This window comes from Exiguobacterium sp. s16, from assembly GCF_018618115.1.
Classification (GTDB): domain Bacteria; phylum Bacillota; class Bacilli; order Exiguobacteriales; family Exiguobacteriaceae; genus Exiguobacterium; species Exiguobacterium mexicanum_A.
Genome location: NZ_JACSLM010000003.1, coordinates 129,105 through 142,311 on the forward strand (window position 1 = coordinate 129,105; position 13,207 = coordinate 142,311).

Here is a 13,207-nt window from a genome sequence, read left to right on the forward strand (position 1 = left end):
CTATGTGGGTCATCATCTTGGGCTATGTCGTCGGCAGTATACTTGGCGGGCACTTATACGGCAGGTGGAGCGGTCAAGACTTGGCAACGAGTGGGTCGGGAAACACCGGTGCCCGCAATGCGTTACGGATTGGCGGGAAGCGAGCGTTCTTGTTCGTTTACGGATTCGACGTCTTGAAGACGGTACTCGTCTTGTCGATCAGCGGTCCATATTTTTTTGAGACCGGGCTCGCCTTGACGCTCGGGCACATTTATCCGATGTGGCATATTCGCACCGGTGGGAAGGGGTACGCCGTATTTTCTGGAATTATATTAGCGTACAGCCCGCTATGGTTTTTAGCAGGACTTGCCATGTTGCTCATTCTCATCAAACTGACGCGTAACTCGCGCGAGACGGGGCTCGTCATGCTCATGCTCTTGCCGCTCGCGGCCTGGGGGGACGCAACAGATGTCAGTGTGGCCAGTTTGACGATGATTTTGATCATGTACCATCATATAAGGGGGGAAACAACGTGCTTGAATTTCGAAGAGCGACGCCGGGGGATGCGGAAGCGATTCATCGATTGAACTATGAGACGTTTGTCGAAGAAATCCCGCAACACCATCCGAACGCGGAGCGACGACTCGTCGATCGCTTCCATGATAGGAATACATACTGGATTGGATTGGCGGACGGACAGCTTGTCGCCATGTGTGCCATCCGCGACGAGCGACCGTTCTCGCTCGAACAAAAAGGGGTGACGTTGCCACCGGGGGAATGGATTGAAGTCCGGCTATTGGCGGTGACGCCCGCCTATCGGAACACGCGGACGTTTGCCGGTCTCATGCGTGGGATGCTCTTGGAAGCGACAGAGCGGGGCGTCGAAGGGATTGTCATCAGTGGCACCGTACGTGAACAGAAGTTGTATCGACGCTTTGGATTTACCGCGTTCGCAGAACCGGTCGGGACGGTGGAGGCGTTATACGTGCCGATGAAGCTGACCCGCTCTGGGTTTATGCAATCTGAGACCGCACGAACGTTGCGTCCGAAGCAACTCCTCGCCGGTCCTGTCGAACTGTCATCCCGCGTTCGCTCCGCCTTGGCCATGCAGCCGTTATCACATCGGTCAGTCGAGGCCAGCCGTTTGCTCCATTCGGTCCAGCTGAAGTTAAGCGCCCTCATCAAGTTACCTCATATTTACACGTTACTCGGGAGCGGGACGATCGCGAACGATGCAGTTGCCGCACAATTGACTGGACAAGGGATGATTCTCGATACAGGTGAGTTCGGTCGACGACTCATCGATCACGCCAACCGGGCTGGGCTTGAATTTGAGGTCTTGTCGCTCTCTGGGGGTCAGCGCATTGACGTCCAGCAACTCGAACGGCAACGGCCGGATTGGATTTGGACGGTCCACTGCGAGACGTCGACGGGGAGAATGGTCGACTTGGAAGCGTTGCGTCACTATGCACGCAAGTGTGAAACGGTGATTGCGATTGATGCGATCAGCGCAGTCGGTACGCTTGAGACGGACTATGCCTTTGCGGACATGGTGACGTTCGTATCGGGAAAGGCGCTTCGCAATGCACCGGGATTGGCGTTTGTCGCGATGAGACATCGAGCCGTCCCGAACCCGTCGATTTCACGCTATTTGGACTTGGCGGGCTATGACCCGATTGCCTTCACGCAATCGGTCCCGCTCATTCAAGCGATGGACATCGCGTTGGACGAACTGACAGACGCGGAGATTGGGACGCATCAATCAAAACTCGATGTGTTCGTGAATGAACTTTTGCGCCGAGGCGCACCGGTTAAAATCGGAGACGACCAAGCACCGGGTATTTTTTCGCTCACGTTACCGGAACATCTTTCCTCGCTTGAACTGGGGCGCCAGTTGATGTTCCATGGCTATCAAGTGCAATATGAGAGCGCCTATTTACGGCGTGCGAACTGTCTCCAAGTCTCCACGATGGGATGGACGACCGAGCGGGATCTGCAGCAAGTCGCCGCCTATATCGGGACGTGGCTCCAGAAAAAAACCGCCACTCAGAGGAGTGACGGGGTCAAACACGGAAATCTTGGCGCGCCAAATGACGAATCTTACGACCGAGGCGTCTTGAGTTGAAGTAGGCGACGACGGCGACGACCCCACCTGACCAAAACAGCCACTCGTCAGGCCGGATATAGCCGAACAGGCCGACGACGAGGCCGAGGATGATGACCCCTGAGTTGAACGTCTGGCGGTGGAGCAGTTCTTTGGACTCGAGGTCGCGTTGGAACATCGCCTGCTCGGACAGGCGCTTCCGGGTCGGTTCTTTCAAATAGTTATCGAGCAGCGGCGGGACGTTCAGTAACTTCTTCCCGTAGTTGAGTGCCGTCATGACGTAACGGTTCTGAATCGTCGTCCCATCGGACTCGAGCCATTGGATCACGATCGGTTTGCCGAGCGTGAACAAATCGATTTTCGGGTCGAGGATTTGCAGAATCCCGAGCAGCGTCGAAGCGGCACGACCGAAGAAGGCGAACTCGGCCGGCAGTTGGATCGGCTCGTTTTTGACGAGCAGTTGGATATCTTGCAACACTTTTTCGATCAGCTTCGTATCGACCGTATCGATATCGGTCTCTAAATAGAACGTGACCGCTTTTTCAAGCGCTTGACGAATGTTGTGCTTGTTCGCCGTCGGCAACAGAAAACGCAAGTCTTCAAGTCCGTCGACGACACCGTCATAATCGAGCGAGATGAACGCCTGCAAGATTTTACGGATCGTTGCCATGTCTTGGGCAGTCGATGACCCGACCATTCCGAAGTCGAGCAGGATGATCGTCCCGTCGGCCCGGATCTGGACGTTACCGGGGTGGGGGTCGGCGTGGAATTGCCCACCGAACAACAGTTGCTCGGCTGCCATCGTGAACAACCGTTCGGCAAGTGCGGAGCGGTCGATATTATTTTCTTTTAAGAAAGCGAGGTCGGTGATGCGGCGGGCTTCGACCCAATCCATCGTCAACACCCGATTCGTACAAAGGTGGTCATAATAGTCCGGGATGTACACGTCGGGGTTATCGGCGTATTTCGCTTTGAAATAATGGGCGTTCTTCAATTCGGTTTGGAAATTTAACTCGTCCCCGATGACAAAAATCATTTGGCGATATAAGCTATCTAAGTCGGTCGATTTTGCCAGCGATGTCCGCTTGAGCATCGTCGTGACGATTCGCATCGCTTTGAAGTCGGTCCGAATGATTTTTTCGATATCCGGACGTTGGATTTTCAGCGCGACACGCTTCCCGGTTTCCAGGAGTGTGGCGCCGTACACTTCCCCAATCGAGGCAGAGGCGACGGCGTCGATGCCGACGTCCTTCACGACTTGGGTGTACGGGACGCCCCATTCTGCTTCCAAGATGGCGCGAGACTTGTCCCAGCCCGATGTCGGGACGCGGTCGACAAGCTCGGATAACTCGTTCAATACGGACGGAGGCAACAAGTCGGCCCGAATCGATAGAAACTGCCCGAGCTTGATCAACAGCCCCTCGAGCCGGAGCGCGTTCCGTTTATACTCGCGGGCAAGGTTCAACATGAGCGCCTCGTACTCTTCGGTCGACGCGAGACCTTGCTGCTGTTTGCGGGAGAATGCATAAATTTTAATGATGAATCGGGCGAACATCGTGACGATAATCCATATGCGGAACAAGGCGATTCGTTTCATAAAAGTACCGACATCCTTTACAAGCAGTCGCTCGACTGATCTGATTTTTTGTATCTTAACTTTACCACAGAATGCTTTCAAGAAAGGGCAAGGGATGTTTATGGAGTGGGAATTACTCAACGTCGTCGGAACAATCGCATTCGCGGCGAGCGGTGCCATCATCGCGATGGACGAGAAATATGATATTTTTGGGGTGTGGTTGCTCGCTTTTACGACGGCTTTCGGTGGCGGTGCCATCCGAAACGTCTTGCTCGGGAACCCTGTCAGCTTGATTTGGCAACAAAACGATCTCTTCATCCTTTGTTTTCTTGTCGCGTTGCTCATCTTCCTGTTGCCGAGTGTCGTCTTGCCCCATTGGGAACGCTGGGGTGTCATCGTCGATGCCATCGGGCTCGTCGCTTTCGCGTTTCAAGGCGCACAAGTTGCCATCAAGCTGGATTTACCATTGTCGGCAGCGATTGCGGCTGCCGTCCTGACAGGTGTCGGTGGGGGGGTCGTCCGTGATTTATTGGCCGGCCGGAAACCGCTCGTCCTCCAGTCTGAAGTGTACGCGATGTGGGCGATCATCATCGCGGTCGTCACGTATTATTTTCGGCTTGAAGGGGGACTCCCCGTCTACACCTTACTCGTTGTCGTTGCGGCGCTTCGAGTGATATCCTACTATCGGAAGTGGAATTTACCTGCACGGAAAGTGCGATAAGGGGGAAATTAGTATGAAACTATTGCTCATCATCGGCGCCGCCTTAATGGCGCTCGGCGTCGCTCTCGGTGCGTTCGGGGCCCATGCTTTGAAAGAACGTCTGGCACCGAACATGCTCGCCAACTGGCAGACCGGCGTGCTCTACCATATGATTCACGCCATCGGCATCATCGCCTTAGCGAGCATCTTGATGAAAGTGAGCATTAGCCAGTTCAACACAGCAGGCTGGCTCATGTTTGCAGGAATTCTCTTTTTCTCAGGCAGTCTATACGTCATGGCATTGACTGGAATTACGAAGCTCGGGGCGGTCACGCCAATTGGCGGCGTCTTGTTTATCGCAGCCTGGGTGTTCGTCATCATCGGTGCGCTCAAACTGTAATCAAACGTTAACGTGTGATTAACAGTCGTCGTGTAACATTCTAAGTGTGAGACCCCTCGTCTTCACACGACAACGAACAATTGGCCCGGTTGGCTTCTTCGCCTTGAGCGAGACACCAACCGGGCCCTTTTTTACGTTTTTTGGGAATGGTTAGACTTAGAAAAACGACTGGATAACGTTATTTAAATATAAGGTCAATGATTTCCTATTTTCAACTATTGTTACAAAAGTGTTTCGAGAAAAGAAAAGTGAAAAAATGTTGAAATATAAAGAGGTTGGGAGCTACATGAGGTCTTCGCATCATCAGTCGTAATAAAAGTGAAATATAACTTTAACAGGAAAACATTCGACACTTCGATATAATTAGTCGTGTTGAAACTAAAAAATTAATCGTTTTTGTTACATAGCAAAACGACTGACCTTAAATAGAACGTGAACGCCAACCCCTTAAACTAGAAAGGATGTCCCCATTGATCAATTGGAAACGCACCGTCTCGACACTTACGCTTAGCGCGCTTCTTCTTGGGACGCACTCGGTGGCTGATGCCTCGACGTCAATCAAGGAGAAACAAGAACAGCAGAAAAAAGTGCAAGAGCAACGAAATAACGTCAAACAGAACCAATCGAACACGTCTTCGAAAATCAAGCAAAACAAAAATGAAATCTCGAAAGTCCAAACGGAAGTCAACAAGATGGACGCCCAGCTTCAAGACATCATCAACGATGTCGCGGCAAAACGCCAAGAAATCAAGCGGACTGAATTGAAGATTGAAGACCTCGAGAAAGATATTAAAGGTTACGAGAAGAAGATGAAAGCCCAAGAAGAGATGATGAAAGAGCGCATGGCCACGATGCAAACGAACGGCGGCGGCTCAATCAACTGGGCGGAGTTTATCTTCGGTTCGAAAAACTTCTCGGACTTGATCACACGCATGATCACGGCCGGAACGATTCAACGGAGCGACCAAGAGTTGTTTGAAGATTACGAAGCGACGCGCCAATCGTTAAAAGAAGCGCAAGCCTCGCTCAAAGAAGAGCGTGCTTCGCTCTTGAAACAACAAAAAGCGCTTGAAGTGCGCCAAGCTCAACTCGAGAAGAAGATGAAAGAGCGCGAAGCCCGCATCAAAGAGCTCGAGAAGAAGAATATTAAGTTTGAATCGCAAATCTTCGACCTTCAAGAAATCGAAGCGACGTTAATCGCCCAAGAAGAAGCGATTGCGGCTGAAATTGAAGCACAGCGTCGTGAGGAAGAAGAAGCACGTCGTCGCGCTGAAGAAGCGGCTCGTCAAGAAGCGGCACGTAAGGCTGAAGAAGCTCGTCAAGCGGAAGCGGCTCAAGCGGCAGCAGCAGCGCGTCAAGCAGAAGAAGCAAGAGCGGCAGCGGCTAAAGCCGAGGCAGAACGAGCAGCAGCTCAAAAACAGCAGAACAGTAACAATAATACCCAGTCATCTGCATCTTCAAACCAGACGACACAAAATAATACACCAGCGCCAAAACCGGCAGCACCGAAACCAGCACCTGCACCAGCGCCAAAACCGAAACCAGCACCGACTGCACCGACGACATCAGCACCAGCACCATCTGGCGCGATGTTCATTCAACCGACAACGGGTCGTTTCTCACAAGGATGGGGACCGGCAAGCGGTCAATTCGGCTACTCGTTCCATAACGGTGTCGACATTGCAGGACCTGTCGGGACGCCAATCCGTGCCTCGGCAACCGGAACGGTCATCCGTGCCGGCTGGGGTGGAGCATATGGGAATCACGTCATGATCGCCCACGTCATCAACGGACAAGTATGGACAACGGTCTATGCGCACTTGAACTCGGTCTCAGTCAGTGCCGGTCAACGTGTGACGCAAGGATCAAACATCGGTGGACTTGGTAACACGGGTAACTCTTCAGGCCCGCACCTTCACTTCGAGATCCATCAAGGCAGCTACTCGTACTCGGGAACGGACGCGGGCAGCACAGTCAATCCACGTCAGTTCTTCTGATGTTCAACGAGCACCCGTCAATCGTGACCGGTGCTCGTTTTTATGTATGCGAAAAAAATAGCGCCTATCCGTTGCGGATAAGCGCTTGTTTCAGTTCGCTTGTTCGATATCGTCTGATTGATTGTTCGCTTTACGGAACCGTTCACGGACAAGATAGATGATGGTCAATCCGACCAACCACGGAATCCCGAACTTGAGCAAAATGTTGAAATCGGTGAACCATGTCGTGATCATGAGGCTGAGCAACAATCCGGCACCAAGTAACGGTAGGAACGGATAACCGATCATGCGGACCGGCAACTTGCGTCCGGACCATTTCTTCCGGAAGAACAAGTGGGAGACGAATACCATGAACCACGTGAAGATCGCTCCGAACATCGAGATCCCCATGAGGAACGGATACGACGATTCCATGAACACTTGAAGCAGCGCCGCGAGAACGATTCCGCCCGTCGAGACGAATAGTGCAGGCGTTGGAATCCCGCTGCCACTGACCTTTTTAAAGATACGCGGAGCATCACCGGCCTCGGCGAGTGAATACATCATTCGCGTTGAAGCATAGAGCTGAGCGTTCATCGCCGACAAGGCAGCAATCAAGATGACAAAGTTTAAAATGCCGGCTGCGCCAGGCACGTCGAACTGCTGCATGACGAGAACGAATGGGCTTTGATCGATCCCGGCCTGCTGCCAAGGGATGAGCATGAGCATGATGCCAATCGTGATGAGATAAAAGAACGTCAAGCGGAACACGGTCGCGCGTAACGCTTTCGGGACGGCACGGTCCGGGTCTTTCGCTTCGCCGGCCGTGACGGCGACGAGCTCGGTCCCGAGGAAACTGAAGAGGGAGATGAAAATCGTCACCCACATCCCGTAAAACCCGAAGGCGAAGAAACCTTCATCACCGGTCGTGATCGATTCGATTGGTGAACCGGGTTGACCGAACAGCGTGGCTGCCCCGAGCACGATAAACAGAATGATGGCCGTCACTTTAATGAACGATAACCAGTATTCGGTCGTCCCGAACGTATGGACGTGCCGGGCGTTCACATAGATGAGCAAACCGCCGAATACGGCGACCCAGACGAATCCGTTCACATCGGGGAACCAGTAGCGCATATAGATGGCGATCGCGCTCACTTCGACGCCGATGGCGAGGACGTTGGCGACCCAGTACGAGTAGCGGACCAAAAAGCCGGCGAGTGGATGGACATATCGCTCGGCGATCGTGCCGAATGAGCCTGAGGTCGGATGGGCGACCGTCATCTCGGCGAGACAGCCCATCAGTAAAAGGACGATGAACGCCCCGATGGCGTAACTGACGAGCACGCTCGGTCCTGCCGTTTGGATGGCGAGCCCGCTTCCGAGGAAGAGGCCCGTCCCGATGGCGCTACCAAGCGAAATCATCGTCAACTGCCGTGTGGACAGTTCACGTTTTAATTTGCTAGTTTCCAAAGTTGATTCTCCTTTAGTTGAGTGAAGTGTTGTTGGGGACGACTATAGCAGACAAAAAAATCAAGTGTCAACTCGCGATATCGTAAAAAGCGGTATCGATTCGGCCGCACCTATAGAAGCAAAGTTTTTTTTGCACGCTTTTGTTTGACAGGAAGTTTCCTGCCCTGTATAGTACGAGTTAACTTAACTGAAACGAATAAAGGCGTCGACGAAGAGAAGTAACGACGGTCCCCGTATGACAGAGAGCTGATGGTTGGTGTGAATCAGTATGCGGGACGTCGCGAATGGACTTCCGAGCTCTAAACCGAAACTTTTAGTAGGCTTTAGCGGGTCACCCACCGTTACCATGGGAAAGCGGATGATTGTCCGTGAAGTGGGTTCTACGGAACCAACGAAGGTGGCACCACGGGGTTACTCGTCCTTCTCATAGCGCAAGCTATGAGTCGGGCGGGTAACCCTTTTTCGTTTCAACGCATAATAAATCAGTGATTGAGAAGAGTAGCGTGAACAAGTCTCGTCAAGAGAGCCGGGGGTGGTGGGATCCTGGCCGAGACATTTACGTGAATGGGCTCATGAGAGCATGGCTGAATCAAGTAGGTCATGACGGCTTCCCCCGTTATCGGGATACGATGTGATAGCATCGGAAAGTGGGATCGATCGATCCAACGAGAGGTGGCACCGCGGTCCATACCGTCCTCCATACGACAGACGTCGTATGGAGTTTTTTTATACCCAAAATGCTTGAGGAGGAACGGACATGTTAACACGACTATTGACGAACCCATTGACGACGAATGAAATGAAACGGGCGGCGGCCGAGTTGTTCCAAGCCGACGAAGCGCAAATCGCCGAGGTGTTACTCGCCATGAAAGCGCGCGGTGAGACGGCCGAGGAGATGGCCGGACTCGCTGATTACATCCGTGAGGCGGCAACGTTCCCCGAGACGGCGCTTCCTGTGCTCGACGTCTGTGGCACGGGCGGCGACGGGGCGAACACGTTCAATATCAGCTCGACGGTCGCGTTCGTCTTGGCGGGGCTCGATATCCCGGTCGCCAAACATGGGAATCGCAGCGTGTCGAGCCGGTCAGGCAGTGCCGACGTCCTCGAGTCATTGAATATCCCGATCGTCCAAAGTCATGAGGCGATGCTCGCCGACCTCGAGCGGACGAACTTGAGTTTCTTGTTCGCCCAGCACATCCATCCGGTCATGAAACACGTCATGCCGGTCCGGAAACGACTCGCCACGGCGACCATCTTCAATCAAATCGGCCCGTTGACGAACCCGCTCAAGCCGAAGCGGCAATTGATCGGCGTGTACCATCCATCGCTCATCGAGAAGATGGCGACGGCGATGCGCCACCTCGGCGTCGAGCGCGGCATGGTCGTCCATGGGGCAGGCGGACTGGATGAAGCGAGTCTCGCCGGAAGAAACGAAGTCTTGTTCTTCAACGGCGACAAAGTGGCCCGCTACACCGTCGACCCGCGCGACGTCGGATTGATGCGAGCGCCGCTGTCGGCCTTGCAAGGCGGGACACCGACTGAGAATGCCGAGACGCTCCTTGCCGTCTTGAATGGAGAGCAGGGACCGGCGCGCGACGTCGTCTTATTGAACGCCGCACTCGCCCTCTGTACGTACGGGACGGTCCAGACGCTTCGCGAAGGCGTCGCCGTCGCAATGGCAAGCATCGATGAAGGGCACGCCATCCGCGTACTCAAACAATTACAACGAACGGAGGTTGGCGCATGAGCTACTTGACGAAAATCATCGGAACGAAAATCGAAGAGGTCAATCAAATGGAAGACATCGAGGTGGCGAAGACGACACCGATCTCGCTACAGCGATTGATGGGGGAAGGGTTTCATGTCATCGCGGAGATTAAACGGGCTTCCCCGTCGAAAGGGTTGATTCGCGGCGAAATGGACGTCGCGAGCCGGGCCCGGACGTATGAACGGGCGGGAGCGACAATGATTTCCGTCTTGACGGACGCGACGTATTTTCAAGGTTCGTTCGACGACTTGCGCGACGTCGCGGCTGCCGTTGAAATCCCGGTCCTCTGTAAAGATTTCATCATCGACGAACGGCAACTCGACCGGGCCAAAGCGGCCGGGGCGAGTGCGGCATTGTTAATCGTCGCGGCGCTTCATCCGAGCCGGCTCCATACGTTAAAACAGTATGCCCGATCAATCGGTCTCGACGTCCTCGTCGAAGTGCACGATGAGGCCGAGCTTCAGACGGCACTCGAACTCGGAGATGTGTTGATCGGCATCAATAATCGGAACTTGAAGACGTTCGAGGTATCGCTCGATACATCGGTCGACTTGATGACGAAGTATCCCGATGTCGCGTTCGTCAGCGAGAGTGGTGTCAGCACAGGAGAGGCGGCCCGTCGGTTACAGACAGCCGGGGCCCGGGCGATTCTTGTCGGAGAGGCGCTTATGCGACAGGACGACCCGACAGCCTTGATCGAGGAGTTGACGTCATGTTCGTTAAAATATGTGGACTGACGACCGAGGCCAGTGTCGTCACGGCGGTAGAGGCGGGAGCGGACGCCATCGGGTTCGTGTTTGCGGATAGCCCGCGCCAAATCGATATCGCGACGGCGCAGCGGTTGCGACGGTTGATTCCAGATGAAGTTCGGGTCGTCGGCGTATTTCTCGACCCGACAGTTGAAGAAGTCGAAGCTGCCGTCGCTTGTGGTTTGACCGATATTCAATTGCACCGTCGGACGCGTCCGCTTGAAGCGTTCCGTCAGTTCGAGCTTCCGCTCATCGAAGCGGATCACCAGTCGGAGGCTGACGTCATTTTACTCGACGCGCCGACACCGGGCAGTGGGCAGGCGCTCGATTGGGAGACGCTGGAACGTCCGGAGCGAACGTTTTGGCTCGCCGGTGGATTGACAGTCGACAATGTCGGCGCGGCGATTCGCGCCATGCGACCGGACGGCGTCGACGTCTCGAGCGGTGTGGAAACGAATGGACAGAAAGATCATGATAAAATTCGCGCGTTCATCGGACGCGCCAAGGAGGAAACACGATGTATACACAACCAGTGAACGGAAAGTTCGGCCCCTATGGAGGGAAATATATACCGGAGACGCTCATGCAAGCAGTCGAAGAGCTCGAAGTGGCGTACGAGGAAGCGAAACAAGACCCTGAGTTCCAGGAACGCTTCAACGATCTCCTCAGTGAGTATGTAGGACGGGAAACGCCGCTCTATTATGCGGAGAACATGAGTCGCCGTCTTGGGACGAACGTCTATTTAAAACGAGAAGATTTGAACCATACCGGTGCCCACAAAATCAACAACACAATCGGTCAGGCACTCCTCGCCAAACGAATGGGCAAACGAAAAGTCGTCGCCGAAACAGGGGCCGGGCAGCACGGTGTCGCCACGGCGACGGTATGTGCGCTCCTCAATCTCGAATGTACGATTTTCATGGGTGAGGTCGACGTCGAACGTCAAGAATTGAACGTGTTTCGGATGGAGCTACTCGGTGCGACCGTCGTTCCCGTCAAGTCGGGGAGCCGAACGCTGAAAGATGCCGTCAACGAGGCGCTCCGTTACTGGGTCAAACACGTCGATGACACGCATTACGTGATGGGGTCGGTGCTCGGACCGCACCCGTTCCCGACGATGGTCCGCGATTTCCAAAGCGTCATCGGGACGGAGACGCGTCGCCAAGTGCTTGAGAAGACAGGTCGTCTCCCTGACGCGGTCGTCGCTTGTGTCGGTGGCGGGAGCAACGCGATGGGCATGTTCTATCCGTTCTTGAATGACGAAACGGTCGCCTTGTACGGTGTCGAGGCAGCAGGGAGTGGCGTCGATACAGACAAGCATGCGGCGACGCTCACGAAAGGTGAGGTCGGGGTGCTCCACGGGTCGCTCATGTACGTCTTGCAAGACGCGGCCGGACAAATCCAGGAAGCGCACTCGATCTCGGCCGGGCTCGATTATCCGGGCGTCGGACCAGAGCACAGCTTCTTAAAAGACATTGAGCGGGTTCGCTACGCGGCGGTAACGGACGCAGACGCACTCGCGGCCTGCATGACGCTCAGTCGCCAAGAAGGGATTATCCCGGCACTCGAGTCATCGCATGCGCTCGCCTATGCGGAAACGCTCGCCCAAACGATGGACGCGGATGACGTGCTCGTCATCTGTCTATCTGGTCGCGGGGATAAAGATGTTCATACGATTCGAGAAAGGGTGACACAATGATGCGATTAGATGAAGCGATTCGACAGCGGAGTGAAGGGACGGCGTTCGTCCCGTACATTATGGCCGGGGACGACGGTCTCGACAGCTTGATCCCGACGATCGAACGGTTGGAGGCGATGGGTGCGACGGCGATCGAGCTCGGTATCCCGTTTTCCGATCCGGTAGCGGACGGCCCCATCATTGAGGCGGCTGGAATGCGCGCCCTCGAACAAGGGGTGACGTTGACGGACGTGTTGGACCGTTTAATAGAAGGAACGGGTCGTTTTTCGGTCCCGATCGTCCTGATGACGTACTTGAATCCGGTGTTCCGGTTCGGGGTCGAGCGCTTCTTCGAGCGAGCGGCAGCGTCTGGGGTCAGCGGCGTCATCATTCCCGATTTGCCGTTTGAAGAGAGCCTCGATTTGTTCGCCGGCATCGATCGTCACGAGGTCGCGGTCGTACCGCTCGTCACGTTGACGAGCAGTCAGGCTCGCATCGACACGATTTTAAGCCAGGCGGAAGGATTCGTCTATGCGGTGACGCTCAAAGGGACGACCGGGAAAACGGACGTGTTCCCGGAGGAGTTACTCGACCACTTGCGTTCGTTGACGGAGCGGTCACCGGTACCGGTGCTCGCCGGATTCGGTGTCCATCGCGCCGATCAGGTTCGGACGCTCGGGGCAGCCTGTGACGGGGTCGTCGTCGGCAGTTTTATCGTCGAGGCGCTCCATGCGGGACGTGAACAAGACGTGGCCGCGTTGATTGCATCGGCGCGGACGGTCAGCGTAAAAAAATAAGGATCGT

General features: G+C 54.6%; 12 protein-coding genes and 2 other annotated features. Of the genes, 10 read left to right on the plus strand and 2 right to left on the minus strand.

Translation table 11 applies throughout. From position 1 onward, the window contains the following. The first annotated feature begins 2 nt into the window (after positions 1-2). Both KNP86_RS07630 and KNP86_RS07635 read left to right on the plus strand, forming a co-directional pair. Complete coding sequence (locus KNP86_RS07630) at positions 3-566, plus strand: glycerol-3-phosphate acyltransferase (protein WP_214753559.1); 564 nt, start codon at positions 3-5, stop codon at positions 564-566. Next, positions 512-2,104 carry a GNAT family N-acetyltransferase gene (locus KNP86_RS07635; RefSeq protein WP_214753561.1) on the plus strand — a complete coding sequence of 531 codons (1,593 nt, stop codon included), beginning with the start codon at positions 512-514 and terminating at the stop codon, positions 2,102-2,104. The genes KNP86_RS07630 and KNP86_RS07635 overlap by 55 nt, the downstream gene beginning before the upstream one ends. Here KNP86_RS07635 and KNP86_RS07640 read toward each other — a convergent pair. After that, positions 2,043-3,680 (minus strand): ABC1 kinase family protein, encoded by a 1,638-nt coding sequence (locus tag KNP86_RS07640; protein ID WP_034779485.1) that lies wholly within the window; start codon positions 3,678-3,680, stop codon positions 2,043-2,045. The genes KNP86_RS07635 and KNP86_RS07640 overlap by 62 nt on opposite strands. 94 nt (positions 3,681-3,774) lie before the next feature. On the opposite strand from KNP86_RS07640, the gene KNP86_RS07645 reads away from it, so the two are divergent. The 3 genes from KNP86_RS07645 to KNP86_RS07655 all read left to right on the plus strand — a co-directional run bounded on the left by KNP86_RS07645 (position 3,775) and on the right by KNP86_RS07655 (position 6,756). Next, complete coding sequence (locus KNP86_RS07645; protein WP_034779483.1) at positions 3,775-4,380, plus strand: trimeric intracellular cation channel family protein; 606 nt, start codon at positions 3,775-3,777, stop codon at positions 4,378-4,380. A gap of 13 nt (positions 4,381-4,393) precedes the next feature. Continuing rightward, a complete protein-coding gene (locus KNP86_RS07650; RefSeq protein ID WP_034779481.1) occupies positions 4,394-4,759 on the plus strand; it encodes a DUF423 domain-containing protein in 366 nt (121 codons plus the stop codon). Positions 4,760-5,220: 461 nt separating this feature from the next. After that, positions 5,221-6,756, plus strand: coding sequence for a murein hydrolase activator EnvC family protein (locus KNP86_RS07655; RefSeq protein WP_214753563.1), 1,536 nt, complete (start codon positions 5,221-5,223; stop codon positions 6,754-6,756). Between the two features lie 90 nt (positions 6,757-6,846). Here the strand turns inward: KNP86_RS07655 and KNP86_RS07660 are convergent, their stop codons facing one another. Beyond that, on the minus strand, positions 6,847-8,208 hold the full coding sequence (locus tag KNP86_RS07660; protein WP_214753565.1) for an amino acid permease: 1,362 nt from the start codon (positions 8,206-8,208) through the stop codon (positions 6,847-6,849). A gap of 196 nt (positions 8,209-8,404) precedes the next feature. After that, positions 8,405-8,634, plus strand: a binding site (T-box leader). 50 nt (positions 8,635-8,684) lie between these two features. After that, positions 8,685-8,909: a binding site (T-box leader), on the plus strand. Between the two features lie 56 nt (positions 8,910-8,965). On the opposite strand from KNP86_RS07660, the gene trpD reads away from it, so the two are divergent. The 5 genes from trpD to trpA are packed head-to-tail and all read left to right on the plus strand — an operon-like array spanning position 8,966 to position 13,200. Next, a complete protein-coding gene (trpD, locus tag KNP86_RS07665) occupies positions 8,966-9,955 on the plus strand; it encodes an anthranilate phosphoribosyltransferase (protein WP_034779475.1) in 990 nt (329 codons plus the stop codon). Then, the gene (gene trpC / locus KNP86_RS07670) at positions 9,952-10,713 is read left to right on the plus strand and encodes an indole-3-glycerol phosphate synthase TrpC (protein WP_214753567.1); all 762 of its coding nucleotides are present in this window, start codon (positions 9,952-9,954) and stop codon (positions 10,711-10,713) included. Before trpD ends, trpC begins: the two co-directional genes overlap by 4 nt. Then, on the plus strand, positions 10,689-11,261 hold the full coding sequence (locus tag KNP86_RS07675) for a phosphoribosylanthranilate isomerase (protein ID WP_214753569.1): 573 nt from the start codon (positions 10,689-10,691) through the stop codon (positions 11,259-11,261). Before trpC ends, KNP86_RS07675 begins: the two co-directional genes overlap by 25 nt. Then, the gene (trpB, locus tag KNP86_RS07680; protein WP_214753571.1) at positions 11,243-12,424 is read left to right on the plus strand and encodes a tryptophan synthase subunit beta; all 1,182 of its coding nucleotides are present in this window, start codon (positions 11,243-11,245) and stop codon (positions 12,422-12,424) included. The genes KNP86_RS07675 and trpB overlap by 19 nt, the downstream gene beginning before the upstream one ends. Next, positions 12,424-13,200, plus strand: a complete 777-nt coding sequence (trpA, locus tag KNP86_RS07685) for a tryptophan synthase subunit alpha (RefSeq protein ID WP_214753825.1) — start codon at positions 12,424-12,426, stop codon at positions 13,198-13,200. Before trpB ends, trpA begins: the two co-directional genes overlap by 1 nt. Positions 13,201-13,207: the final 7 nt, after the last annotated feature.

Coding starts and splice junctions, on each gene's coding strand:
- KNP86_RS07630 (WP_214753559.1), top strand. CDS start 3: ATGTGGGTCATCATCTTGGGCTATGTCGTCGGCAGTATACTTGGCGGG.
- KNP86_RS07640 (WP_034779485.1), bottom strand. CDS start 3,680: ATGAAACGAATCGCCTTGTTCCGCATATGGATTATCGTCACGATGTTC.
- KNP86_RS07645 (WP_034779483.1), top strand. CDS start 3,775: ATGTTTATGGAGTGGGAATTACTCAACGTCGTCGGAACAATCGCATTC.
- KNP86_RS07650 (WP_034779481.1), top strand. CDS start 4,394: ATGAAACTATTGCTCATCATCGGCGCCGCCTTAATGGCGCTCGGCGTC.
- KNP86_RS07655 (WP_214753563.1), top strand. CDS start 5,221: ATGTCCCCATTGATCAATTGGAAACGCACCGTCTCGACACTTACGCTT.
- trpD (WP_034779475.1), top strand. CDS start 8,966: ATGTTAACACGACTATTGACGAACCCATTGACGACGAATGAAATGAAA.
- trpC (WP_214753567.1), top strand. CDS start 9,952: ATGAGCTACTTGACGAAAATCATCGGAACGAAAATCGAAGAGGTCAAT.
- KNP86_RS07675 (WP_214753569.1), top strand. CDS start 10,689: ATGTTCGTTAAAATATGTGGACTGACGACCGAGGCCAGTGTCGTCACG.
- trpB (WP_214753571.1), top strand. CDS start 11,243: ATGTATACACAACCAGTGAACGGAAAGTTCGGCCCCTATGGAGGGAAA.
- trpA (WP_214753825.1), top strand. CDS start 12,424: ATGCGATTAGATGAAGCGATTCGACAGCGGAGTGAAGGGACGGCGTTC.